The 24,394-nt window shown below is 40.5% G+C and carries 24 protein-coding genes; 23 read left to right on the top strand and 1 reads right to left on the bottom strand.

Features of this window, described 5'->3' with window-relative positions:
• The first annotated feature begins 27 nt into the window (after window positions 1-27).
• Window positions 28-1,074 (top strand): SepM family pheromone-processing serine protease, encoded by a 1,047-nt coding sequence (locus tag CSV79_RS01220; protein WP_199171849.1) that lies wholly within the window; start codon window positions 28-30, stop codon window positions 1,072-1,074.
• 1 nt (window position 1,075) lies between these two features.
• Here CSV79_RS01220 and CSV79_RS01215 read toward each other — a convergent pair whose 3' ends face one another.
• Window positions 1,076-2,275 carry a nucleotidyltransferase gene (locus CSV79_RS01215; RefSeq protein ID WP_099687204.1) on the bottom strand — a complete coding sequence of 400 codons (1,200 nt, stop codon included), beginning with the start codon at window positions 2,273-2,275 and terminating at the stop codon, window positions 1,076-1,078.
• A gap of 126 nt (window positions 2,276-2,401) precedes the next feature.
• Between CSV79_RS01215 and CSV79_RS01210 the strand changes: the two genes are divergently transcribed.
• The 22 genes from CSV79_RS01210 to ftsZ all read left to right on the top strand — a co-directional run bounded on the left by CSV79_RS01210 (window position 2,402) and on the right by ftsZ (window position 24,217).
• The gene (locus CSV79_RS01210) at window positions 2,402-2,932 is read left to right on the top strand and encodes a YceD family protein (protein ID WP_099687203.1); all 531 of its coding nucleotides are present in this window, start codon (window positions 2,402-2,404) and stop codon (window positions 2,930-2,932) included.
• 24 nt (window positions 2,933-2,956) lie between these two features.
• Window positions 2,957-3,130: a 50S ribosomal protein L32 gene (gene rpmF, locus CSV79_RS01205; RefSeq protein WP_099687202.1), complete on the top strand. Its 174-nt coding sequence runs from the start codon at window positions 2,957-2,959 to the stop codon at window positions 3,128-3,130.
• Between the two features lie 106 nt (window positions 3,131-3,236).
• Window positions 3,237-3,998, top strand: a complete 762-nt coding sequence (locus tag CSV79_RS01200) for an enoyl-CoA hydratase/isomerase family protein (RefSeq protein WP_099687201.1) — start codon at window positions 3,237-3,239, stop codon at window positions 3,996-3,998.
• Between the two features lie 136 nt (window positions 3,999-4,134).
• Window positions 4,135-4,350, top strand: a complete 216-nt coding sequence (locus CSV79_RS01195) for an acetyl-CoA carboxylase biotin carboxyl carrier protein subunit (RefSeq protein ID WP_099687200.1) — start codon at window positions 4,135-4,137, stop codon at window positions 4,348-4,350.
• A gap of 66 nt (window positions 4,351-4,416) precedes the next feature.
• A complete protein-coding gene (locus tag CSV79_RS01190; RefSeq protein ID WP_369824898.1) occupies window positions 4,417-5,919 on the top strand; it encodes an acyl-CoA carboxylase subunit beta in 1,503 nt (500 codons plus the stop codon).
• A gap of 53 nt (window positions 5,920-5,972) precedes the next feature.
• Complete coding sequence (locus tag CSV79_RS01185; protein ID WP_099687198.1) at window positions 5,973-6,872, top strand: ketopantoate reductase family protein; 900 nt, start codon at window positions 5,973-5,975, stop codon at window positions 6,870-6,872.
• Window positions 6,869-7,240, top strand: coding sequence for a DUF3397 family protein (locus CSV79_RS01180; RefSeq protein WP_099687197.1), 372 nt, complete (start codon window positions 6,869-6,871; stop codon window positions 7,238-7,240). The genes CSV79_RS01185 and CSV79_RS01180 overlap by 4 nt, the downstream gene beginning before the upstream one ends.
• A gap of 96 nt (window positions 7,241-7,336) precedes the next feature.
• Window positions 7,337-8,953 carry a bacillithiol biosynthesis cysteine-adding enzyme BshC gene (gene bshC / locus CSV79_RS01175; RefSeq protein WP_099687196.1) on the top strand — a complete coding sequence of 539 codons (1,617 nt, stop codon included), beginning with the start codon at window positions 7,337-7,339 and terminating at the stop codon, window positions 8,951-8,953.
• Between the two features lie 486 nt (window positions 8,954-9,439).
• Window positions 9,440-9,871: a division/cell wall cluster transcriptional repressor MraZ gene (gene mraZ / locus CSV79_RS01170; RefSeq protein WP_099687229.1), complete on the top strand. Its 432-nt coding sequence runs from the start codon at window positions 9,440-9,442 to the stop codon at window positions 9,869-9,871.
• Window positions 9,872-9,888: 17 nt separating this feature from the next.
• Window positions 9,889-10,821: a 16S rRNA (cytosine(1402)-N(4))-methyltransferase RsmH gene (gene rsmH / locus CSV79_RS01165; RefSeq protein WP_099687195.1), complete on the top strand. Its 933-nt coding sequence runs from the start codon at window positions 9,889-9,891 to the stop codon at window positions 10,819-10,821.
• Window positions 10,822-10,838: 17 nt separating this feature from the next.
• Window positions 10,839-11,207, top strand: coding sequence for a cell division protein FtsL (gene ftsL / locus CSV79_RS01160; RefSeq protein WP_099687194.1), 369 nt, complete (start codon window positions 10,839-10,841; stop codon window positions 11,205-11,207).
• 32 nt (window positions 11,208-11,239) lie between these two features.
• Complete coding sequence (locus CSV79_RS01155; RefSeq protein WP_233201331.1) at window positions 11,240-13,429, top strand: penicillin-binding protein; 2,190 nt, start codon at window positions 11,240-11,242, stop codon at window positions 13,427-13,429.
• A 74-nt stretch (window positions 13,430-13,503) separates the two neighbouring features.
• Window positions 13,504-15,399 (top strand): penicillin-binding transpeptidase domain-containing protein, encoded by a 1,896-nt coding sequence (locus CSV79_RS01150; protein ID WP_099687228.1) that lies wholly within the window; start codon window positions 13,504-13,506, stop codon window positions 15,397-15,399.
• Window positions 15,400-15,451: 52 nt separating this feature from the next.
• Window positions 15,452-16,423: a phospho-N-acetylmuramoyl-pentapeptide-transferase gene (mraY, locus tag CSV79_RS01145; RefSeq protein WP_099687192.1), complete on the top strand. Its 972-nt coding sequence runs from the start codon at window positions 15,452-15,454 to the stop codon at window positions 16,421-16,423.
• A complete protein-coding gene (gene murD / locus CSV79_RS01140) occupies window positions 16,424-17,773 on the top strand; it encodes a UDP-N-acetylmuramoyl-L-alanine--D-glutamate ligase (RefSeq protein WP_099687191.1) in 1,350 nt (449 codons plus the stop codon).
• A 57-nt stretch (window positions 17,774-17,830) separates the two neighbouring features.
• A complete protein-coding gene (ftsW, locus tag CSV79_RS01135; protein ID WP_099687190.1) occupies window positions 17,831-18,919 on the top strand; it encodes a putative lipid II flippase FtsW in 1,089 nt (362 codons plus the stop codon).
• 13 nt (window positions 18,920-18,932) lie between these two features.
• Window positions 18,933-19,793, top strand: coding sequence for a cell division protein FtsQ/DivIB (locus CSV79_RS01130; protein WP_158232438.1), 861 nt, complete (start codon window positions 18,933-18,935; stop codon window positions 19,791-19,793).
• Window positions 19,768-20,493 carry a DUF881 domain-containing protein gene (locus CSV79_RS01125; protein WP_233201330.1) on the top strand — a complete coding sequence of 242 codons (726 nt, stop codon included), beginning with the start codon at window positions 19,768-19,770 and terminating at the stop codon, window positions 20,491-20,493. Before CSV79_RS01130 ends, CSV79_RS01125 begins: the two co-directional genes overlap by 26 nt.
• A gap of 31 nt (window positions 20,494-20,524) precedes the next feature.
• Complete coding sequence (locus CSV79_RS01120) at window positions 20,525-21,244, top strand: DUF881 domain-containing protein (RefSeq protein WP_099687188.1); 720 nt, start codon at window positions 20,525-20,527, stop codon at window positions 21,242-21,244.
• Window positions 21,245-21,248: 4 nt separating this feature from the next.
• Window positions 21,249-21,614, top strand: coding sequence for a small basic family protein (locus tag CSV79_RS01115; RefSeq protein ID WP_099687187.1), 366 nt, complete (start codon window positions 21,249-21,251; stop codon window positions 21,612-21,614).
• Between the two features lie 101 nt (window positions 21,615-21,715).
• Window positions 21,716-23,002, top strand: coding sequence for a cell division protein FtsA (gene ftsA / locus CSV79_RS01110; RefSeq protein WP_099687186.1), 1,287 nt, complete (start codon window positions 21,716-21,718; stop codon window positions 23,000-23,002).
• Between the two features lie 48 nt (window positions 23,003-23,050).
• Window positions 23,051-24,217, top strand: coding sequence for a cell division protein FtsZ (gene ftsZ / locus CSV79_RS01105; protein WP_099687185.1), 1,167 nt, complete (start codon window positions 23,051-23,053; stop codon window positions 24,215-24,217).
• Window positions 24,218-24,394 lie beyond the last annotated feature (177 nt).

Raw genomic sequence — 24,394 nt, 5'->3', positions numbered from 1 at the left:
ACAGGCTATTAATGGAGGTGTGCTTTTATGAAAATGCGGAAATGGGGTATATTGGCGATTGTCCTAGTGTTGGTAGCGGTTCTCGGACTTTATCCGTTAGATATGTATATTTCGCGTCCGGGTGGTGCATACGATTTAGCGCCGCTTGTTGAAGTTGAGGGAGGAGACGAGAACAATCAAGGGACATTCAGTTTAATGACGATCGCTATTGGAAAAGCAACACCTATCACATACGCCTATTCCAACTTTACGGATAAAATGAAATTATTACCTGCCACGAAGGTTCGGAGGCATGGCGAGAGTGATGAGGAATATGCTGTACGTCAAAAGAAATTGATGACTGACTCGAAAATGCATGCAATTTCAGTAGCGTTTAACAAAACGAATTTACCAATCGAAAAGATTTTTAAAGGGGTATTTGTAGTGGGGGTATTAGCGGATGGCGCGGCTGCTGGGAAGTTACAAGTAGGTGATGTCATTCAAACAATCGATCAAAAACAGCTGGCATCAACCCAAGAATTCATTGATGAAATTGGGACGAAGCCAGCAGGACGAGAGGTCGATCTACAAGTGAAGCGCGGTAAACAAGTGATTCATATCCCTTTGCAACTCAAAGAACTTCCCGGAACTGATCATCGTGTAGGATTAGGTATTCAATTTGAAGAACAAATTACGTTGCAGACGGAACCGAAAGTAGATATTCATACAGAAGACATTGGTGGTCCGTCAGCGGGCCTCATGTTTACGCTGGAGCTGATGAATCGGTTGTTAGACGAAGATTTAACGAAAGGGTATAACATCGCAGGAACGGGCGAAATACTAGAGGATGGATCGGTTGGTCGTATTGGTGGAATTGACTTCAAAGTAATAGCCGCTGATCGTCAGGACATTGAAGTATTCTTTGCCCCTAACGACGAATTGCCTGCTGAAGTAAAGAAGAAAAACCCGCATCTAGTATCAAATTATGAAGAAGCAAAAGCGACTGCAGTGAAAATAGGCACGAGCATGAAAGTTGTACCAGTCAAAACAGTCGATGATGCTTTGCGCTATTTAAAACAGTTGCCAGAAAAATGAGTTACCGCATAATAGGTGGCATGCGGTAATCTAGACCTGGTGCTGGTGCGGACTGGATGCCGCATAGATAAATATCTGTGCTTTTATTATCTGTTCGTAACGATAGATCAGATAACGAGGCAACTCTGCTAACAAGTGGTAACGGCAATTGTTTTTTTACGCTACGTAAATACGTTCTTCCTGATTGTGACATACCGAGTAGACGAATATAAGAAGGGCTGTTAATCTCCTCACGAGTAGATTTATTGTAGCCGGTTAATATATGGACAAGCATACGCTGGATTCTTGTCCATGTGTAACGCTTAGATTTAACAGCTTGCATGAAGCCGTGAAAAGTCGCTTGTTCTTTAGCTGCTTTATACAATGAGAACTCAATACCTTCAGTTACGTCAGCAATTTCCGCTAGACGTTGTGGTTCTTCGCGAAGAATAGTGTAACGCAAAAGGGGATAGAGTAGATCCCAGCTCTGAAAACCATGTCGAGTCGTCCAGTCCTTCAGTAATTGAAAAGAGGACTCCGGCATAAATGGCTCTACGTCTGACGTTGAATGACTTTGTAATAGCTGATTCCGAATACTTGTTGCGCTTGCTATAGAATCCACGGGTAGTGAAGAATCATGATAATGACTACCTGTTCGCTCAATTGTCACAGGAATCATTGATGAATGAATTTCACGTGCCGCCTGCATATAATGAAAACCTAAAATATTATTTGGTTCCGATAAATTAGCCAATGGTAAAGTGGTATGCTGCGAGATCGCTTCATAGCCTGCACGCAATGCCCGCGGATAGCTAAGTCCTTCCTTCATCGCATCTTGTATCATTTGTTCATACACCTGTGATTGTGAATGAATCAAATCTAGGCTATTGGTAAAAGGTGCAATGGACCCTTCCTCACTGCCAAAGCAAAAATAGTCACACTGAAGTGCATCAAGAAGCTCTATCGCTCCTTTTGCAAATTGTGGCGCATGGGCAGTGGCAAAAGCATAGGGCAATTCAACGACTAGATCAGCCCCGTTCGCGAGAGCCATTTCAGCTCGTGTCCATTTATCGACAATAGCGGGTTCTCCTCTTTGCAAGAATTGTCCGCTCATGACGGCGATTATTATATCAGCGTTTGTTTGCGTTTTCGCTTGTTGTAAATGAAATAAGTGTCCATTATGGAATGGATTATATTCGACTACAATTCCGGTAGCTAGCAATGAAATCCTCCTTTGTACTTGCGTATAATGAATTATAACGTTAAGCTTATTGAAGTGACAAGAAAATATCTTGACATCCTTTATTTTAAATACTATAATCAACATTGTTGTCTTGAGGTGATAGACATGAAATGGTCCATTCATCAATTACGGAAACATAGGCAAGGCCCGCTACTGCTTGACGAAGTAGTTAATTTAGATTCCGTTAAAAAACGGCATGAAGAAATTAGGGCAATTCAGCCTGTTCGAGTAAGTGGAACATGTTCAATTGGTGAAAAAAAGTTAACATGCCAGCTTCGGCTAGAAGGTTCAATGACTCTGCCTTGTGCACGTACGTGGGAAGACGTCGCTTATCCTTTCTCTATAGAATCAATTGAGCAATTCAGTTGGGACGAAGAGACACTTCAATTAGATGATGAAATTCATCCAGTTGAAGGGGAAATAATCGATTTTACGCCTGTATTGGAAGAACTTATATTACTTGAAATCCCGTTACAAGTATTTTGCGAATTAGCAGATGACATGCAACAGGTAGAAGGTAAAGGGTGGTCCTATACAACTGATGAAGAGTTGGAAGCGCAACGGCTAGAAGCAGAAGTAACAGTGGATCCTCGCTTAGCGGGATTGGCTAATTTTTTTGAATCCGATAAAGAGTAAACACTTATAAGGAGGTGCCCCCCAATGGCAGTACCAAAGAGAAGAACTTCTAAAACGAAGAAAAATATGCGTCGAACTCATTTGAAACTTGAAGCGCCAGGTATGACTACTTGCGACAACTGTGGCGAAATGAAATTGGCACACCACGTTTGCAAATCATGCGGACACTACAAAGGAAAAGACGTTGTAGGCGAATAATTTAGATTTAGCTCAGCGTTTAGAAGACTACCTTGAGGCCATGGCTCAAGGTAGTCTTTTTTGTTTTGAGTAAAAATGGTATGCTACATAAAAAGGGGGAGTTTTTGTGTCTTATACGATCGTGATTGATCAATCGATTGCCTACTTTACAATCGAGCGACCTGCTATGCGTAATGCGGTAAACTATGAAATCATGGAAGGTTTGGAAGCGTTTCTAGAACAAATCCAAGATGATCCGCAGATTTCGTTTGCAGTCATCACAGGTGAAGGGGAGTTAGCATTTTGTTCTGGTGGAGATTTGAGTGACTTCCACGGATTCCGGACAGCGGAAGATGCGTGGCCGATGTTGAGTAGAGGAGCGAGTATTCTTTATAGAATTGCTACTTTACCGATGCCAACTATTGCTTTAGTAAACGGTACAGCTGTAGGTGGGGGCTGTGAGTTAGCTACTGCTTGTGATTATCGTTTAGTGGCAACACATGCAAAAGCAGGCTTCATTCAAGGGACGTTGGCGATTACATCGGGGTGGGGTGGTGCTACATTATTATTCGAGAAGAATGCACCGCATGATCAACTTCTTCAGTTAACTAGCAGAGCGAGCGTTCATTCAGCAATGGAGTTGAAAGATCTTGGTTGGGCTACTGATGTCTATGATGGGGATGCTCAATTAGCGCTAGATGAATTTTTAGCACCAATGCTTAAAATTCATCGCAATGTACATCGTGCCTATAAATCTATCGCGACGAGAAAGTGGAAAGCACATGATCTCGAGCAAGCAATGCAAGAAGAAGCGCGTGTTTGTTCCGTACTATGGGAAAGTGATGCCCATCATGAAGCGGTACAACGGTTTTTAACTAAAGCAAAGTAAAGTTTAGGCCCCGAATAGCATATACTATCGGGGTCTACTATGTATTTCGGTTGTAAACGGTTTCGCAAATAAGCTACACTTACTGTAATAACATTTTTATCAAAAGTAGGGCCATTACAATTTGAGGAGTGATTGTATGCAAGAAGTTAAAGCAGCGATGGCAGGTACTATTTTTTCGATAGACGTGAAAGTGGGGGACTTGGTTACAAAGGGGCAGGTCGTGATCATCTTAGAGTCAATGAAAATGGAAATCCCATTGGAAGCTGAAGTGGATGGTACGGTTACAGCGATCAATGGCCAAGAAGGTGATTTTGTAAACGAGGAAGATGTATTGGTTACAATCCAGTCGTAACGAAAGGTGGAGAGTTTCTTGACAAACAATACTACAAATACAGCATATAATAAAAAATTAGAAGAGATCACTGCGCGCGTCTTGGCGGGCGGTGCTGAAAAATATCATCGGAAATTAGAAGAACAAGGGAAGTTGTTCGTCAGAGAACGTCTACGCTTGCTGTTTGACGAGGGACAGTATGTCGAGGACGGTAAGTTCGCCAATTGTGAAGCAGACGATCTTCCTGCAGATGGTGTTGTAACGGCTACGGGTAGAGTTGGGGGTCAGACAGTATGTGTCATGGCTAATGATTCAACGGTCAAAGCGGGCTCTTGGGGTGCGCGGACAGTTGAAAAAATTATCCGTATTCAAGAAACGGCGGAAAAGCTACGGGTTCCTATACTATACTTAGTAGATTCTGCGGGTGCGCGTATAACAGATCAATTAGAAATGTTCCCGAATCGCCGAGGGGCAGGCCGTATTTTCCATAATCAAGTTCGATTATCGGGAATGATCCCGCAAGTATGTATTTTATTCGGACCGTCAGCTGCGGGTGGGGCGTATATTCCTGCATTTTGCGACATTGTGATTATGGTTGAAGGAAATGCGTCAATGTATTTAGGGTCACCAAGAATGGCTGAAAAAGTTATAGGAGAAAAAGTGACGCTTGAGGAAATGGGCGGCGCTCGTATGCATTGTACAGTCAGTGGTTGTGGAGATGTTCTAGTAGAGAATGAAGAGCAAGCAATCGTTGAAGCGCGTCGCTATTTATCTTACTTCCCAGCGAATCACGAAACGCTGAGTAAGCCTACGAAAGCTCAGGACGCTAAAGAAGGTCGCTCATTGGAAGAAATTATCCCGGAGAATCAAAACGCACCGTTTGATATGTATGAAGCGATCGAACAATTGGTTGATGAAAATAGCTTGTTTGAAATAAAAAAACTATTTGCAGCAGAAGTCATCACAACACTTGCTCGTATTGATGGTCGACCAGTCGGTATTATTGCGAATCAACCAAAAGTAAAAGGTGGCGTTCTATTCGTTGATTCAGCGGATAAAGTGACGAAGTTTATCACTCTTTGTGATGCATTTTCCATTCCGTTGTTATTTTTAGCGGACGTACCTGGATTCATGATTGGAACGACAGTAGAACGACAAGGAATCATTCGCCATGGTGCGAAACTGATTATGGCGATGAGCTCTGCTACGGTCCCAAAAGTTTCTGTAATCGTCCGTAAGGCATATGGGGCGGGGTTATACGCGATGGCGGGACCTGCATTTGAACCGGATGTCTGTATCGCTCTTCCGACGGCTCAAATCGCTGTCATGGGTCCTGAAGCGGCTGTCAATGCGGTCTACTCTAATAAAATAGAAGCGATTACCGATCCTAAAGAGAAAATAGCGTTTATTAAAGAAAAACATGAAGAGTATAAACAGGAAATTGATATTTACAAAATGGCATCTGAGTTAATCATTGATGAAATTGTGGCACCACATAATCTTCGTAGTGTACTAGCTACTAGATTCGCATACTATGAAACGAAAGAAATCAAGAAAACTTCGAGAAAACATCCCGTCTATCCTGTATAATAGAATCAATCAAGAGACGCCTTTGATGGGTCTCTTTTTTAAGGAGGAAAATTATGCAGTTTGTAGTTGTAGGTGGGGGCGCGATAGGCTTGCTGATTGGTTCTTATCTAGCAGAACATCAAGCGGATGTAATATTTTGGGTGCGGCGGGAAAAACAAGTTAGGCAATTACGAAGTCGCTTGACAAGACAAGGTGATACGGTTCCTGAACATAATGTCCATGTACAGGCAGTCGTCAATCCGGAAGAATTACCGACTGATGCACTATGGATCATTGCAGTGAAATATGATGCTTTACATAAGGTTTTACAAACGATTAGCGCATTGCCAAAACAACCAGACTTACTATTTATTCAAAATGGTATCGGTCATTTATCGATTATTGATCAATACAGACTTGGTCATGTATCATTTGCTACGGTTGAACACGGTGCGCAGCGTGTAAATGAACACACCGTCCGTCATAATGGAGTCGGTCCAATCATCATTGCTACGAATGAAAAAATAGCACCGACAATCGAATGGTTACAAGCAATCGAATCGGACAAATTCCCGATTCAGACACAAGGCGACGCGGAAAAACTTCTTCTAAGAAAAGTGCTGATTAATTGCGCAATCAATCCACTGACGGCAATATTACAAGTGAGGAATGGACAATTGCTTGATAATCCCCCAATTCATATGTTGTTCTGTCAGTTATGTGAGGAGTTGCTTCGCAATTTTCCGGAAGTTGAAGATGTTCTTGTTTATGATGATATTGCGGAGGTTTGCCGTAAGACATCGTTTAATCAATCTTCCATGTTGGTAGATCGATTAAAAGGGAATACGATGGAAATCGAAACAATCATCACTGCAGTATTGCGAAAAATCAATCAAAGGGGAGGGCATGCTCCAGTTTTGCAACTGCTTGAGAATATGTTACTAGGTATAAATGGGGGTGAAAATAGCGAATGATGGTGACGATACTTAGCGGATTATTATTATTTCCGTTTCTAATTTTAATTTTATTATTGATCATTGCAAAAAAAATCCGTATTAAAAAGTCTAAACGATTTGGCTGGGCGGTAGATGTAACTACTCCTTTTTTCGTGATTACCGTCTTAATTCTACTTCGTGCCATTTGGGATCAGTGGTTTGTATTTTATATAGTAGCTTTATTTTGTATAGTAGCCATTATTCTAGCAACTATTGAACGTTCTAAAGCGAAAGAATTCCGCATCATTCTTGTATTACGGAAGGCGTGGAGAGCGTATTTTCTACTTATGGCATGCGCTTATTTCTTATTAATCCTAATCGGTATCACGCTGCAGATCATACGGTAACTTCGAGCAATCTGAAGCCTTGTAAGCGTATCAATTCAACCTGTCTAAATGAGATGATATACTTGCGGTAGTATTCGACATAAAGGAGTTTGTTAGATGGAACTTGACATAATTGAATTGTCTAGAAAGAATAGATTAATGCAAGCCTATACACATGATCCGCATTTTTTTCATAGCTTTTTTGATTATGAAGTGACAACTGCAGGGTACGAAAAACGAGCGGAAGAACTGGCAATGCGTATATTTCAAAGGGAAGAAGTGTCCTCTGTTATCGAACGATATATGCAACCATTCGGAATCTCTGAACTAGCTGCGCAGCATATAAAAGAACTTTCTTCCGATGCTTTAGTTGTCATAGGTGGACAGCAGGCAGGTGTTTTAACTGGTCCTTTATATTCCGTTCATAAAGCGATTTCTGTCATTTTATTAGCTCGTCAACAAAGAGATTTGCTTGGCAAACCTGTGGTTCCGGTGTTTTGGATTGCTGGAGAAGATCACGATATTAATGAAATCAATCATACATATACCGCGGAACATGGAAAAGCAATGAAACGCCAATATAAGCAACCGATCGTTTTGAAAACGATGGCTTCAGATGCGGTCTATGACCAAAAAGAAATGGCTGCTTATATTCGGCAGATTTTCAAAAGTTATGGTGAGACACCTTACACGCAAAAGTTATTGCGTGGTGTGTTGCAATCCGCTGAAGAACAGCAAACGTATACGGGTTTCTTCACGTCACTCATCAATCAGTTATTTGCAAAACATGGCTTGCTGTTAATAGATGCTGCATATAAGCCGTTACGTCAATTAGAATCAGCGTATTTCTCGCAGATGATTGAGAATGCTCCAACTATGGCGTTAAGTATTTATACTACAGAACAACAATTGCATTCGATGGGATATAATAAGCCCATTGAATCTGAAGAACAAGATGCTAATCTGTTTTATGTACACGATACGGGTAGAGTGTTGTTAAAAAGAAGTGGCGGTAAGTTTGTCAATGAACAGTCCGGGTTGTCGTTTACAGAGCAAGAAATGCACAAGATTGCAGTCGAACAACCGTGGCTGTTAAGTAATAACGTTGCAACAAGACCTATCATGCAAGACTTAGTATTTCCTGTACTAGCATTCGTCGGTGGCCCAGGCGAAATCGCGTATTGGTCATTATTAAGACAGGCTTTTCACATTATGGGGATTAAGATGCCCGTAATCGTACCTAGATTATCGATTACGCTAATGACAAGGCAAGCGCAAGAAGCAATGAAGCGCACCGAGTTAACGATTAATCAAGTGTTTGCTCACCGAGTACCCGAGTTTCAAGAAAAATGGTTGAATGAGCAACGGGATGAAATGTTTACTCAAATGCTAACAGAAACCAAAAAACAACTCGAAGCACAGTATGCAAAAATTCAAAGGCACTTGGAGTCAACAGATCCCGCCATGTTGCCATTGCTAGAAAAAAATCTTCAGTTCCATACAAGTCAATTTGACTATTTGAAAAAAAAGAAAGAGCAATCGACTTTATTGAAGAACCATGTTCAAAATACGAGATACAATACGCTAAATGAACAACTGTTTCCAAACGGATCCTTACAGGAACGCCTATATTCACCGTACTTCTTCATCAACCAATTTGGTGAAGACTTCATCGACGAATTACTAAAACAACCTTACAGCTTCGACGGATCACATCAGTTGGTTTATTTGTAGGCGTAGAAGATTCAATTTTATCATTTGAACTTTAAAAGTAAAGGGCAGTCAATGAATCACTTGGATGCTACAATGTGTACTCAAACTACTTATAGTCTACTTTTAGGATTGAATCGAAAGAAGAGGCACGCCCTCAGAAAAAGTGTCCCCTTCTGAAGCGTAAATCCCGAACTGCTCACGAAGTATCTTTTTTTATATTTTTATTCACCGAACTCCCACTAATCCAAGTGGGAGTTTTTTGATGGTTTAAGTTAAAAAATGTCTTTTAGTGATACGAAAGACATCTTTCTGCGTAAGACTTTTTAAATACGTTAAAAAAGTCTGAAAAACGTTTGGTATCATGAATAAATTAAGCGGAATTGCTCGAAATTATAGAGAAAGAAGTACTATTGACACATTTTGAGAAATAAGCAAAGAAAAATGGTCTAGTGGGTGGAGGAAAGTGGGGGGATGTGGTACATTATTTCATACAGTGGGGTGAATGATATGTTCATGGGTGAGTATCAACATTCAATTGATATGAAGGGCCGGCTCATTGTTCCTTCAAAATTTCGGGAACTATTGGCAGATGGCTTTATTTTGACCCGTGGATTGGATAATTGTTTATTTGGATACCCGCTGAATGAATGGCAAAAGCTTGAAGAGAAATTGAAAGCGTTGCCGGTCACAAAACGAGATTCAAGAGCATTCACTCGATTTTTTTTCTCAGGAGCTACGGAAGCGAATCTCGATAAGCAGGGGAGAGTAAATATTCCTGCTAATTTGCTTGAGTTCGCGAAGATTGAGAAGGATTGTATCATTATTGGTGTATCTAGCCGTATTGAGATTTGGTCTGCGGAACTTTGGGCAGCATACTACGAGGAATCAGAGGAATCGTTTAATGACATTGCAGAAAACCTTATTGATTTTGATTTTTGAAAGCAGGCGATGTAATTTTGTTTAACCATACAACAGTTTTATTGCATGAGGCCGTTACAGGCTTAGATGTAAAAGAAGATGGCATTTACGTAGACTGCACACTTGGTGGAGCCGGTCATAGTGAAGAAATCGTCAAACTTCTTTCGTCCAATGGAAAATTAATCTGCTTTGATCAAGACATGACAGCTATTGAAGCGGCGCAGAACAAACTAGAAAAGTACGCGGCACAAGTATATTTTGTTCACGCGAACTTTAAACAATTGAAAAGTGAATTAGTGAAGTTAGGTATTACAGAAGTGGACGGCATCCTATATGATCTAGGAGTTTCTTCACCGCAATTGGATACACCAGAAAGAGGTTTTAGTTATAACCATGACGCTCCACTTGATATGCGGATGGATACAACAGCGCCATTAACGGCATATGAAGTAGTTAACGATTGGTCATACGCTGATCTTGTGAGAATTTTCTTCCGTTATGGTGAAGAGAAGTTTTCTAAACAGATTGCTCGAAAAATTGAGCAAGCACGCGAGGAACAGCCTATACGTACGACAGGGGAGTTAGTAGAACTCATCAAGATGGGTATTCCAGCGGCTGCAAGGAGAACCGGTGGCCATCCAGCGAAGCGTATCTTCCAAGCAATTCGTATTGCAGTGAATGATGAACTCGGTGCAGCCGAGCAATCATTAACGGATGCGATTACTTTACTGCGTGCAAAAGGCAGAATCAGTGTTATCACTTTCCACTCGTTAGAAGATCGCTTATGTAAGACGATTTTTAAAGAAGCGACGTCGATGCCGGAGTTACCACCAAACTTACCAATCATACCTGAAGGAATGGAACCAGATTTAAAACTTATTACGAGAAAACCAATCATTCCATCCGATGCAGAAATAGAGCATAATAAACGAGCTAGATCAGCAAAACTACGGATTGTTGAGAAAAAGTAGAAAAGGGGATGCCAATCATGGGATTAGAACAACGTAAACTATACACTTCATTTACACCAGAGATCGTTCAACCGACTGAAACAGAGCAACCAGCCGTTCGTCGTATAAAAAAACGTTTTTCCAAAGGTGAAAAGATATTGTTCACTTTATTTGTAGCATTTACAATTGGATCTTCTACTATACTTTTACAGACGCATTCTGAATTAAACGCTGTAAATAAAGAAGTACAATTGATGAATTTTGAAATCGAAGAAACTACAAAACAAAATACGGAATTGTCTATCCAAGTGAGTGATAAATCAACACACGAGCGCATTTGGAAAAAAGCACAACAGAGTGGCCTGAATCTTAACGAAAGTAATGTCAAGGTCGTGCCTGGACGATGAAGAAGTTTCGCTTTCAGTGGGGAGCCTTTCTAATGTTTGTAGTATTCGGAGGGCTCTTTTTTGTATTATTCGGCAGAATTCTTTTTATTCAGCTGACAGGCCAAGTGGATGGAAAAGAACTTGCGAAAATTGCTGCTAGTCAATACGAAAAGAAAGCGGAGTTGTATGCGAATCGTGGGGCAATTGTCGATCGTAATGATCAAGCGATAGCATCAGACACGTTGAGCTACCACTTAGTCGCTGTATTGAATGAAAAAGCTAGTAAAAATAGCAAGAAAAAATATCATGTTGTGGATTATAAAGCTACTGCAAAGGTATTGGCAAAGTATATCCCACTACAAGAAAAAGAAATTTACGATAAAATGAAAAATGCTAAACCGGGTACATGGCAAATCGAATTTGGTCGTGCGGGTAAAGATTTAAGCCGTGAGACGGTATTGAAAATGAATGAAGAACTCGATAGTAAAAAATTATCGGGTATTTTGTTTGTAGAAGGTAAGAAACGTTTTTATCCGAATGGCCGCTTTGCATCATATTTAGTTGGATTTGCTCAAAAGGTAGAAACGGAAGATAACAAAATCGTAACAAAAGGTAAGATGGGGCTTGAAAAGACGTATGACGAGCAATTGAAAGGCGTTAACGGCAAGGTAAACTATTTATCCGATGGGTGGGGATATATACTGCCGACTGCGAGTAAGCAAGTGGTAGCGCCTAAAGATGGTCACACTATCAAATTGACCATTGATAAAACGATTGAAAACTTTGTTGAAGAAGCGATGGATCGAGTAGAGGAAGAGTACGAACCGGCAAAAATGCTAGTGCTTGTATCTAATCCGAAGACTGGTGAAATTTTAGCTATGAGTCAACGACCAACATTCGATCCGATGACTAGAGAAGGGTTGACAGAGAACTGGTTAAATGATGCGGTGGAACAAACGATTGAACCAGGTTCACCGATGAAAATGTTCACACTTGCTGCTGCGATGGAAGAAGACAAATGGGATCCAAATGCATATTTTAAATCTGGATCTTATAAAATTTATGATCAGACGATTCGAGATGTCAATCAAGTCGGGTGGGGAACAATCACCTTTCTCGAAGGAATACAACGTTCGTCTAACGTAGCCATGGCTTATTTACTAGAAAGAATAGGCGACCGAAAGTTTATTGAATACATTCATGATTTTGGCTTCGGAAAAACTGTAGGTATTGATTTGCCGAAGGAAGCGAGTGGTGTTGTCTTAGATAATTATGCAGCTGAACGATTAACTACATCATACGGTCAAGGTTCTACCGTGACACCGTTACAAATGATTCAAGCAGCATCAGCAATTGCAAACAATGGTGTCATGATGAAGCCTTATGTTATTGATCAAATAATAGATCCAAATACAAATAAAGTATTAGAAAATCATGAACCAGAAGAAAGCGGAAAACCTATCTCGGAAGAAACAGCGAAAAAAGTACGTGAAATCTTAGCTACTACTGTGACTTCAAAACATGGTACCGCACAAAAATATTATCTTCCCAATTATGAAGTAGGAGGGAAAACAGGTACAGCAGAAATTCCGAAAAAAGTAGGCAAGGGTTATATGTCCGGTTTCGGAAATTATTTATACTCATTCCTAGGAATGGCACCAATTGATGATCCACAATTATTGATCTATGTAACGGTTCAACAACCGAAATTAAAAGCAGGTGAGGTAGGTTCAGATCCTGTTTCAAAAGTTTTTAATCCGATTATGGAAAACAGTTTAAAGTATTTAAATATCGCGCCTGCCGATGAAGCAGAGGCGCCCGTAGTGATTATTGGAGACTATGTCGGCGAAGATGCAGAAACGGTTACGGAAATGATTAAACAAGATGGTCTTGAGTCTGTCATCATCGGTGAAGGTGGGCTTGTCACTGAACAACTCCCTGTAGCGGATGCCAAACTTGTTGAAAATGCAATCGTACTATTGAAAACGGAAGGTGAAACGACGCTTCCTGACTTCAAAGGTTGGTCTAAAAAAATGGTGCTAACATTTAAACACCTTTCGAAGCTTGATATTCGTATCAATGGAGAAGGATATGTCACAGGGCAAAGTGTAACTGAAGGAACAAAGGTAAGTGCAACGGATCCAATCGTTATTGAGATGCGTACACCGGAAGAACAATACAATGAGCAGAAATCTAGAGCGCAACAACTAGAAGAGGATGAAGTGCAAATTATTGGCGGCTAATGAATAGGGTGCATAGTGAATACATACCTTAGTAGAAAAACAAAGGTAGTGAGTCATTGCGGTCTTTCATTGATATGCAGTCGAAGAAGCGTTTACGAGCAACTTTCATCATATTCTTCATCAGTATGTTGCTCGTTGTCGGCAAATTATTCCATGTGCAAATCATTAAACATGAGTGGTTAAAAGAAAAAGCGAAAGAAAATTGGGATCGTGAAATTCCTTTTGGGGCTATGCGTGGTGATATTATGGATCGTAACGGCCAGTTAGTAGTCGGGAATAAATTAGCACCTACGCTTTATTTCATGCCATCTCAAAACCCAGACATATCAAGTTCGATACCTGCTATTGCTAAAATTCTTAACATTTCTCCAGAACTATTGGAAGAAAAAATGAAGAAAAAAGAATACATGGTGAAACTGGCACCTGAAGCCAAAAATATCACGAAAGAACAAGCAGATGAAATTACGAAACTACAAGTAGCAGGTCTTTATGTAGGCGTTGATTTTGTCAGGAATTATCCATATGATGAATTGCTAGCGCGATTGATTGGCTTTACTGGATATGATGGAAAAGGGCTAGCTGGTATTGAGTATGCATATGACGAGATTCTAAGTGGTGTAGGTGATAAAATCAGATTGTTTACAGATGCAAAAGGAATTCCTTTGCCTCATGTTGAAGATGGTTTTGAACATGGAAAGGAAGGGTCTTCCCTTCTGTTAACAATCGATTTAAAGATGCAGCAAATCGTGGAACGTGAACTCATCCAAGCGATGGAGAAGTACGACGCTAAGCAAGCGCTAGCTATTATTATGAATCCGAAAACTGGAGAGTTACTATCACTCGCATCTGTACCAGGTTTTGATCCGAAAGATTACCAATCGGCGGACTCTACAATTTATAATAGGAACTTACCTGTTTGGATGACTTATGAACCGGGCTCTACGTTCAAAATTGTCACATTAGCTGCTAGTTTGGAAGAGAAAGTCATAAACTTAGAGAATGAAGGCTTTTATGATCCAGGCTATACAATGGTCGCAAATGCACGTTTGCGTTGTTGGAAGCGTGAAGGACATAAAGATCAAACCTTCCTTGAAGTGGTGGAGAATTCTTGTAACCCAGGTTTTATAACGATGGGTCAGCGCTTAGGTAGTGAAAAGTTGGATCGTTATATTCGTTCCTTTGGTTTTGGTGCTTCGACTGAATCAGGTATCGCAGGTGAAGCAAAAGGGATTTTGTTTACAAAAGAAGCTTTCGGACCTGTAGAGCAAGCGACTACTGCGTTTGGTCAAGGAATTTCAGTTACACCCATTCAACAAGTTCAAGCGGTAGCTGCTGCCATCAATGGAGGCAATCTTTACAAACCGTATATCGTAAAAGAGATAAAAGATTCCGAAGGTAAGACGCTGCAACAATTCAAACCAGAATTAAAAAGACGAGTCATCAGTGAAGAGACATCTAAACAAGTACGACATGCGTTAGAATCCGTAGTGGCCAATGGGTCGGGGCGAAACGCATTTTCGGATGGATTGCGAATTGGTGGGAAAACAGGAACTGCTCAAAAGGTTGTTGATGGGCGCTATAAAGACGGTGATTATATCGTATCATTTATTGGGTTCGCACCAGCCGATGAACCTGAATTATTAGTCTATGTAGCAGTGGATAGTCCGAAAAACTCTATTCAATTTGGTGGTGTCATTGCAGCACCTATTGTTGGACGAATTATTGAAGAAACAGCTTCCATTGCAAAAATCGAAAGAAGAAAAGAACAACTTGAGAAGGAATATAGATGGGGCGATGCGATTACATTTCGTTCGCCAGATTTACTCGGCATGAGCGAAAAGGAATTACTCGCTCAAAATTACACGTTCAACATGCAGTGGCATGGTAAAGGTAAAAAAGTCATTCGTCAATTGCCTGCCCCACATACATTAATGACCGTGGAAGATACCATTCACCTGTATTCTGAATAGCACCCACAGTGCATTTGCTGTGAAGGAATTGAAAGTAGAAGGAGAACATATCATGACACTCGGTACGACAGTCACCACAATCGCTGTAGCATTCTTTGTTTCAGCGATTGTCGGGGTGATCATCATCCCATTACTTAGAAGGTTGAAATTTGGTCAAAGTATAAGAGAAGAAGGCCCGGAAGCGCATAAGAAAAAAGCGGGTACTCCTACAATGGGCGGGCTGATCTTCCTTATATCCATATTGGTTTCAACACTTACCTTATCTTACATAAATGATACGCTGACAACCCATACGATTGTACTATTAATCGTTCTACTAGGATTTGGTTTCATTGGCTTTTTAGATGATTTTATAATCATCATTGCAAAACGTAACTTAGGATTAACTTCATTGCAGAAACTAATAGGGCAAATCATCATCGCCATTGTTGCTTTCTTTTTACTAAAGTTAGGTCCATTTGAAACAGTGGTTACTATACCATTTACAGATCTAGGTATGGATCTCGGCGTATTTTATGTGGCATTCTTAATATTTTGGCTCGTAGGCTTTTCAAATGCGGTCAATTTAACAGATGGATTGGATGGACTGGTTGGCGGCACTTCGACAATTGCCTTTGCAACGTTTGGTGTTTTCGCTTTAATCTATGAGCAAAATGATATTGCACTGTTTGCATTTGTTGTAGCTGGTTCGATGCTTGGATTTTTATTATTTAATATCAAACCAGCTAAAGTGTTCATGGGAGATACTGGCTCACTAGCGCTTGGTGGAGCGCTAGCTATGTTATCGGTGTTGATCAAACAAGAGTTGTTATTGCTTGTGATCGGTATTATCTTTGTAGTTGAAACACTTTCTGTCATTATTCAAGTTATCAGTTTTAAACTTACGGGAAAGCGTGTCTTTAAAATGAGTCCGATTCATCATCATTTCGAATTATCAGGTTGGTCAGAATGGAAAGTCGTTATCGTATTTTGGGGAGTTGCCTTATTGGCTGCCCTTGTACCGGTCTTTTTGGAGGTCATGTAAATGAAGAATACAGAGCAATTTATAGGGAAGCGAATACTCGTAGTTGGTTTAGCAAAAAGTGGAGTTGCCGCAGCGGGACTACTTCATCGTCTAGGTGCGGAAGTAGTGGTCAATGATGCGAAACCTATTGAAGGCAATGAAGAAGCTGCAACGCTTCAGGTGCTAGGCATTGAAGTGATTGGCGGAGGTCATCCAAGCGATTTGTTAGAACGTGGATTTGACGTTATAGTTAAAAATCCAGGAATTCCTTATAGTAATCCATTGATCATGCAAGCGGTAGAACGGGAGCTTCGTATTTGGACGGAAGTTGAACTGGCGTGGCTAATTAGCGAAGCGCCGATTATTGCCATTACAGGTTCAAATGGTAAAACAACTACGACTACACTGCTATATCACATGCTGAATATAGGTAAGAAAAAACCTTTGATTGCGGGTAATATAGGAACAGTCGCTTGTACAGTAGCCGAAAAAGCAATGTCCGACGAAGTCATAGTGCTTGAAGCGTCGTCGTTTCAATTAGCGGGGACGGAGAACTTTAAACCGAAGATTGCTATTTTCACGAATCTATACGAAGCACATCTTGATTATCATGGAACTACTAATGAGTATTTAGATGCTAAATTACAAGTAGCTCGCAATCAATCAGCAGAAGATTATTTGATTTATAATAATGATCAAGAAGTCGTTAAAACGTCTGTGGCCACTATGAATTCTCGAAAAGTCCCTTTTTCGGTAAACGGCAAAATGGTTGAGGGGATTTCAGCAGACGAAGAGTGGATTTACTGGTTAGGAGAACCATTCATTTCGACGAGGAAGATTAAATTGCCAGGTCGTCATAACTTGGAGAATATATTGGCGGCAACTGCTGCTGCTATTCTTAAGGGATGTGAAAAGACTGCTATTGAAAATGTCTTGAGTTCATTTACAGGTGTGCGACATCGAATGCAATTTGTGCGAGAGTTTAATGGACGCACCATCTATAATGATTCGAAAGCTACGAATACATTAGCTACCAAAAGTGCAATAACTTCATTCAAACAACCGATTATTCTTATTGCAGGTGGGTTAGAACGCGGGCACTCATTCGAAGAGTTGCGACCGTATATGAAAAATATACGAACCGTCGTAGCGATTGGAGAGACTGCCGAGCGTTTTGCCGAGTTTGCTGAATCATGTGGAGTTGCACAATCATTGCTGGCCACTACGATGGAGGATGCCGTGAAAGTAGCGTATGAGTCAAGTAGCGAAGATGATGTGATCTTATTATCACCAAGTTGTGCGAGTTGGGATCAATATCCAAGTTTTGAAATCCGTGGAGATCAATTTATTCATGCAGTAATGAAATTGTAAATAGTTTGTAAAACTTGAAGCGTATAATGGGGAAATGACTGATTAATTTACGGAAGGATGCGAACGCTGGAAAGAACATATCGTGCGGTCTTTTTGATATCTGCGTTGCTGTTGTCGCTGGTTGGATTGGTTTTTGTTCAATCAGCAGGATCTTATTGGGGTGAAGTTCATTATCAGAGTTCATCTCCCTTCATTGTCAAGCAAGCGGTTTATATGGTTATTTCATTGACGATAGCGTATGTGCTTTACAGAAGCCCCCTAACGTCTCATCCAACATTCTGGACGTATTGTTATATTGGTTCTATTTTGATGTTGGTGGCGGTATTGATACCGGGAATTGGGGTTGTTCGAAATGGTTCCCAAAGCTGGATCGCGCTTGGTCCAATTAGTTTGCAACCGGCCGAGTTCGTAAAGGTAGCATTACTTGGGAAATTGGCGAGTGGTATGAAAAGGGATAAGAAAAAGTCATGGCAATGGCAACATTTTATATTGATATTATTGCCAGCAGCACTAATTATGTTGCAACCAGATTTAGGTTCAGCCGTCATCATGATAGTTTCTGCTTTTGTCATTCTTTTTTTGGCGGGTTATCCGTTGTCATTCTTTATCTTTCTTTTTGTCTCGGGCCTCATAGCATTTATCGGTTTGATCTTGGCTGCACCTTACCGTTTGGATCGTATTAAGTCCTATATTGATCCTTGGAATGATCCGCTAGGTACAGGATTCCAAAGTATTCAATCTTTATTTGCTATCGCGCCCGGTGGATTATTCGGACATGGTCTTGGGAATAGTAGACAAAAGTTTTTGTATTTACCTGAGCCACAAAATGATTTTATTTTTTCTATCATTGCTGAAGAAATTGGTTTTATCGGTGCGGCAGCGATTGTTTTACTATTTGTATTGTTGTTAGCATCGGCTTTTGGAATTGCCATTCGTTTAACGAATTGGAATTCATTTTTGATTGTTTCAGGTATGATCTCCATGATTATATTTCAAACATTTTTAAATATGGGTGTTGTGTCAGGTTTGTTACCCGTGACTGGTGTTACGTTGCCATTCATTAGTTATGGTGGTTCCTCGTTACTGACCACGTGGTTAGCGGTTGGAACTATTTTACATTTCTCGAAAGGGAAAAAGACGGGATAGGAGGAGAACGCAGGTGGATAAAGTGATTGATATTGAAGATCGGATTCCGTCCTTGCGCAAGAAACGAAAAAGAAAAGCGAATAAAAAGTTTCTTTTGCTTGTAGCAATCTTCTTGCTCGTTCTTCTTGCGTTGCTGTACTTCCAATCGCCATTAAGTGACGTTCACGACATTTCTATTAATCATACGACCTTGAATGATAGTGAGTCTTATAAAAATCAGAGTGGATTATACACCGGACAATCATTTTGGAGTTTTCGTACAAGAGATATCGAAAAGAATTTATTAAAAATCACTGGTGTGAAAGAAGTGTCGGTAAGTAGGGAGTATTGGAACGATGTGTCGATTAAGGTTACAGAATGGAAGCCGGTTGCGTATATAGAGAATAAAACGCAATTTGACTTGTTGTTAGAAAATGGAGAACGGATGGAAACAAAAGATCCAGAAGCGCTTTTACACGCTCCTATACTTTCTGGATTTACAGAGTCTGCTGTTATTGAACGAATGATTCAGCAACTTCAAGAAATGGACAACTCTGTATTCCAGTTAATATCAGAGCTTCGTTATAAAGGCGACGATAAAATAGAAGCGTTTATGAATGATGGTTATGAAGTACATGCTGCAATCCTTAGCTTTGCAGATAAAATGTCGTATTATCCAGACATCATCGCTCAATTGCCGAAAGAAGAAAAAGGCATATTGGATATAGAAATCGGCGTGTACTTCAAAACGTATACAGACTATTATAAAGAACCTGAACAACAGCTCCTAAAGGAAGACGGACCAGTAGGGAAACCTGTAGAGGTTGAAGAAAGACCGATAGAAATCGAAGTGGGACAGGAGGGAGAAAGTGAACAAGAATCGGAAGGCAACTAGAGAAAAACGCGGTAAGCAATTACTATTTTCGGTCGTCTTTCTTGTCCTCGGTTTCATGTTAGCGTTTTCCTATCGGACAGTTGGTAGTCATATGCAAGAACTAGATGAAGTGCAAACCGATTTATTTTTACAAGAAGAGCAGTATCGGGGAGACTTAATCACACAACAAGAACGCAATAAAGAGTTAACGAACGAATTGCTTGAAAAACAGCGGAAGATTCAAGAGTTTGAGGAGAACTTTTCTAACCAAGAAGAAAATCATGCTGTTCTTGTAGAAAAAGCGCGAGATTTGCGATTGTTGCTTGGTGTGATGCCAGCTACTGGAGCAGGAGTGAAAGTGACACTCGAAGACGCTGACTACGATCCATCTGTCCAAAACCCAAATGATTATATCGTCCATGAAAGTCATGTGTTGCGCGTCATCAATGAATTGAAAATTGCGGGTGCTCAAGGCCTTTCGATCAATGGACAGCGTATCAATTCGAATTCATACATAAAGTGTACAGGCCCTGTAATTATGATCGACGGTAGAACCTTTCCAGCACCTTTTATAATAGAAGCAGTAGGTGACCCGAATGTATTGGTCCCTGCTATGCAATTAAAAGGTAGCGTGATTGACGGATTGGTACGAGATAATATTGTCGTAACGTTGGAAGAAATGAAAGAAATAAAATTATCGGCGATTCGTGACGAAGTTTGATGAATAGTTTGATGAATAGAGGGGGGGTAGTGTGAAAGAAAAAATAAACTGGAAGTTCACATTGATTCTATGTATAGTTGGTTTTGTATTAGCTTTACAATATAATTCTTTAAATACAGAACCAGCTCGTGATACACGTGATCTGTGGGCTATCCGAAAAGAATTGTCTAAAGAAAAGAAAATCCACTCTGAATTATTAGAGGAAATTCGTGAAGTTGACCAAACGCTTTCATCCTATACAGCGTTGACGAATGAAAGCACGGAAGAGGTTTTACAGCATACGCTGGACAAGTTATATACACAAGCGGGCTTTATGCCGACCACGGGTCCAGGATTTGTAATTGAAGTTGCTCCCTCGCCAGAGAGTATCGCGTTCGGTTACGAACTGAAGCCAGTTTCTACAGAGCTATTGTCTTGGTTTATCAATGTGGTCAATCAGCATCAAGGGAATGAGTTAGAGATTGACGGTAAACGTTTTACGACACTCAGTTGGATACGTGATATTAACGGGAAGCTAACAGTGAGTGGAGAAGTTGTTTCTACACCTCCTTTTAAAATTAAAATTGTGTCCGCTACACTTGAAGACAGTGTAAAGTTGTATAATCATTTGTTGTCAACAACGATACAAGATGAATTTTATCTGGATGACTTCATTTTGACCATTAGTAAACCGACCGAGAATGTTGCATTACAAGGCTGGACGGGTGGTTTTGAAAATCGATATTTAAAAGAACAAACAAAGGAGCAATGACAATATGTGGCTACCCTTACTTGGGCTACTCCTTGGCATTTCACTAGGTTTGCTCTCGGATATACAGATACCGCAAGAATATAATAACTACTTAACTGTTGCGATTCTTGCTGCATTTGATACACTATTTGGTGGAATCAGAGCCTATCTTCAACAAGTATATGATGATCGCATATTTGTCTCAGGATTTTTCTTTAATATCCTTCTAGCTGCAGCACTTGCGTTCTTAGGTGTACATTTAGGCGTTGATCTATATTTAGCTGCAGTCTTCGCATTTGGTGTGAGATTGTTCCAAAATATTGCGGTAATCCGTCGAATTTTACTTGCGAAACGGACCTCAAACAACAAAAAAACTAATGCAAATACGTAATATTTACAATTTAATAGAAGAGGGTGTTGAAAATATTTAGACAAAGCGTGCATAATACAATAGAATGGAAGTTACTAGTTTAATTAAGGAGGTGTCAATAATTGAGTCAGTCAACTAAGTATGTATCACTAGATATAGGGTCATCCACAATTAAAGTGTTAATTGGAGAGATGGATAATAACTCCTTGCATGTAATTGGTGTAGGGAATGTGCAATCGGCAGGTATTCGTAAAGGAACAATTATTGATATTGATGCCACCGTTCAATCGATTCGCAAAGCGATCGAACAGGCTGAGCGAATGACAGGTTTGAAAATTGAGGAGGTAGTACTCGGCATCCCTGCAAATGGTGTGCAGTTCCAAAATGTTAAAGGTGTAGTCGCTGTAAACTCAGAAAATCGAGAAATTACGGATGACGATTTGGAAAGAGTCATGAAGTCTTCACAAGTGATGAATGTGCCGCAAGAAAGAGAATTTGTCAATTTAGTGCCTAAGCAATTTATTGTAGATGATTATGACGAAATCACAGACCCTCGTGGTATGATGGGTGTAAGATTGGAAATGGATGCAACGTTAATTACGACATCTAAAACTCAACTACATAACATTTTACGATGTGTAGAAAAGGCAGGACTTCAAATTCGCGAAATTTATTTGCAACCATTGGCTGCAGGTACATTCGCATTATCTGAAGATGAAATGTATCATGGCACGGCATTTATTGATATCGGCGGTGGTTCTACTACAGTTTCCGTGTTCGCGGAAAATCGTCTAATCAATACATCTGTACTACCAGTTGGTGGAGATCATATCACGAAGGATTTATCTATCGTATTGAAGACTCCAACTGAACAAGCAAGAATGATTAAACATCAACACGGACATGCCTATTATGAGGAAGCTTCGGATGAAGAGTTGTTTGAAGTGCCTGTAGTCGGGTCAGATGCGAAAGACCAATATAGTCAACGCTTTATCTCTGACATCATCGGTTCACGTTTGGAAGAGTTATTTGAACTGATTTTAGAAGACCTATATGCGGCTGGTATCCGTGATTTACCTGGTGGGATTGTCATTACAGGTGGAACTGCTAAGCTTGACGGGATGTTACAATTAGCTCGTGAAGTGTTCAAGACAAGAGTTCGACTATACACGCCAGAATATATAGGTGTCAGAGAGCCGATGTACTCCACTGCGGTCGGCTTGATTCGTTATGCATACATGGAAGACGTGTTCTTCGGATATGAAGAAGGACAAGCAAGTCTGCCGCAATCAAATGAATCAACTTATGAAGTTTCTGAACCAGCGCCTAAAGCTGTAAAACCTAAAAAAGAAAAAGGCGAAGGATTCATGAAAAAAGCTAAGAAAATGTTCGACAATTTCTTCGAATAAAAGTACTTACCACATGGCAATTGTAGCTAAATTAGAGGAGGAAAACCAATGCTTGAATTTGATATGAACATAGATTCACTAGCAGTTATTAAAGTAATTGGAGTAGGTGGCGGTGGAAACAACGCTGTAAACCGTATGATCGAACATGGAGTGCAAGGTGTTGAATTTATTGCGGTAAACACAGATGCTCAAGCATTGCAGCTTTCATCAGCTGAAGTGAAATTGCAGATTGGTGAAAAATTAACTAGAGGATTAGGCGCTGGCGCAAATCCTGAAGTTGGTAAAAAAGCAGCAGAAGAAAGTAAAGAACAAATTGAAGAAGCGTTACGCGGGGCAGATATGGTCTTCGTTACAGCTGGAATGGGTGGAGGAACAGGTACGGGTGCAGCACCTGTCATCGCTCAAATCGCTAAAGATATTGGCGCGTTAACAGTAGGTGTTGTAACACGTCCATTCACTTTCGAAGGTAGAAAAAGATCAACATCAGCAGCCGGTGGTATCGCAGCGATGAAAGAAGCTATTGATACGCTAATCGTCATTCCAAATGACAAATTACTTGAAATCGTTGACAAAAATACACCAATGCTTGAAGCCTTTAGAGAAGCTGACAATGTATTGCGTCAAGGTGTTCAAGGTATCTCCGATTTGATCGCAGTACCTGGTTTGATCAACTTGGACTTTGCAGACGTTAAGACAATCATGTACAACAAAGGTTCTGCATTGATGGGAATCGGTATGTCGACTGGAGAAAACAGAGCAGCAGAAGCAGCGAAAAAAGCGATATCAAGTCCATTGCTTGAAACGTCAATCGACGGAGCAAAAGGTGTCTTGATGAACATAACAGGCGGTTCAAACCTCAGCTTGTTTGAAGTACAAGAAGCAGCTGACATCGTAGCAACAGCATCTGACGAAAACGTTAACATGATCTTCGGTTCAGTGATTAACGATGACTTGAAAGATGAAATCATCGTTACAGTCATCGCCACTGGATTCACCGAAGAGCAACTAGCACCAGGCAGACCAAGCAGGGGCCCTGGTGTTGCAGGTAATGTACGTCAACGTGAAAGCAGACCGATACAACAACAAGCACCAGCACAAAGCAGATACGAAGAGCCACGTTACGAGCAACCGGAACCAAGACAACCACAAACTTATCAACACGATGAGCAACTTGATATCCCAACGTTCTTGCGTAATCGTCAACGTCGTAAATAAGAATCAAACTAAAGCTTTCCAGTAAGAGATCAACATCTCTTACTGGAAAGCTTTTTTATTTCATTTAGAGTGAGAGTAAAATCTGATCGGGATCGAGGTTAAAAGGAAATGGGGTAGTATCACGTTTCTTTGTGATCTAGTCGGACGCGATCAGATGAGCCTGCAGTGAGCCAACTT

It is taken from the genome of Sporosarcina sp. P13 (assembly GCF_002743055.1).
Lineage (GTDB): Bacteria > Bacillota > Bacilli > Bacillales_A > Planococcaceae > Sporosarcina.
Note: the sequence above shows the minus strand (reverse complement) of the source record. Positions and strands in the feature narration are given on the sequence as shown.

Coding starts and splice junctions, on each gene's coding strand:
- rpmF (WP_099687202.1), top strand. CDS start 2,957: ATGGCAGTACCAAAGAGAAGAACTTCTAAAACGAAGAAAAATATGCGT.
- mraY (WP_099687192.1), top strand. CDS start 15,452: ATGACACTCGGTACGACAGTCACCACAATCGCTGTAGCATTCTTTGTT.
- CSV79_RS01185 (WP_099687198.1), top strand. CDS start 5,973: ATGCAGTTTGTAGTTGTAGGTGGGGGCGCGATAGGCTTGCTGATTGGT.
- ftsZ (WP_099687185.1), top strand. CDS start 23,051: ATGCTTGAATTTGATATGAACATAGATTCACTAGCAGTTATTAAAGTA.
- murD (WP_099687191.1), top strand. CDS start 16,424: ATGAAGAATACAGAGCAATTTATAGGGAAGCGAATACTCGTAGTTGGT.
- CSV79_RS01220 (WP_199171849.1), top strand. CDS start 28: ATGAAAATGCGGAAATGGGGTATATTGGCGATTGTCCTAGTGTTGGTA.
- CSV79_RS01115 (WP_099687187.1), top strand. CDS start 21,249: ATGTGGCTACCCTTACTTGGGCTACTCCTTGGCATTTCACTAGGTTTG.
- CSV79_RS01210 (WP_099687203.1), top strand. CDS start 2,402: ATGAAATGGTCCATTCATCAATTACGGAAACATAGGCAAGGCCCGCTA.
- mraZ (WP_099687229.1), top strand. CDS start 9,440: ATGTTCATGGGTGAGTATCAACATTCAATTGATATGAAGGGCCGGCTC.
- ftsL (WP_099687194.1), top strand. CDS start 10,839: ATGGGATTAGAACAACGTAAACTATACACTTCATTTACACCAGAGATC.
- bshC (WP_099687196.1), top strand. CDS start 7,337: ATGGAACTTGACATAATTGAATTGTCTAGAAAGAATAGATTAATGCAA.
- CSV79_RS01180 (WP_099687197.1), top strand. CDS start 6,869: ATGATGGTGACGATACTTAGCGGATTATTATTATTTCCGTTTCTAATT.
- CSV79_RS01195 (WP_099687200.1), top strand. CDS start 4,135: ATGCAAGAAGTTAAAGCAGCGATGGCAGGTACTATTTTTTCGATAGAC.
- ftsW (WP_099687190.1), top strand. CDS start 17,831: ATGCGAACGCTGGAAAGAACATATCGTGCGGTCTTTTTGATATCTGCG.
- CSV79_RS01150 (WP_099687228.1), top strand. CDS start 13,504: ATGCAGTCGAAGAAGCGTTTACGAGCAACTTTCATCATATTCTTCATC.
- CSV79_RS01155 (WP_233201331.1), top strand. CDS start 11,240: ATGTTTGTAGTATTCGGAGGGCTCTTTTTTGTATTATTCGGCAGAATT.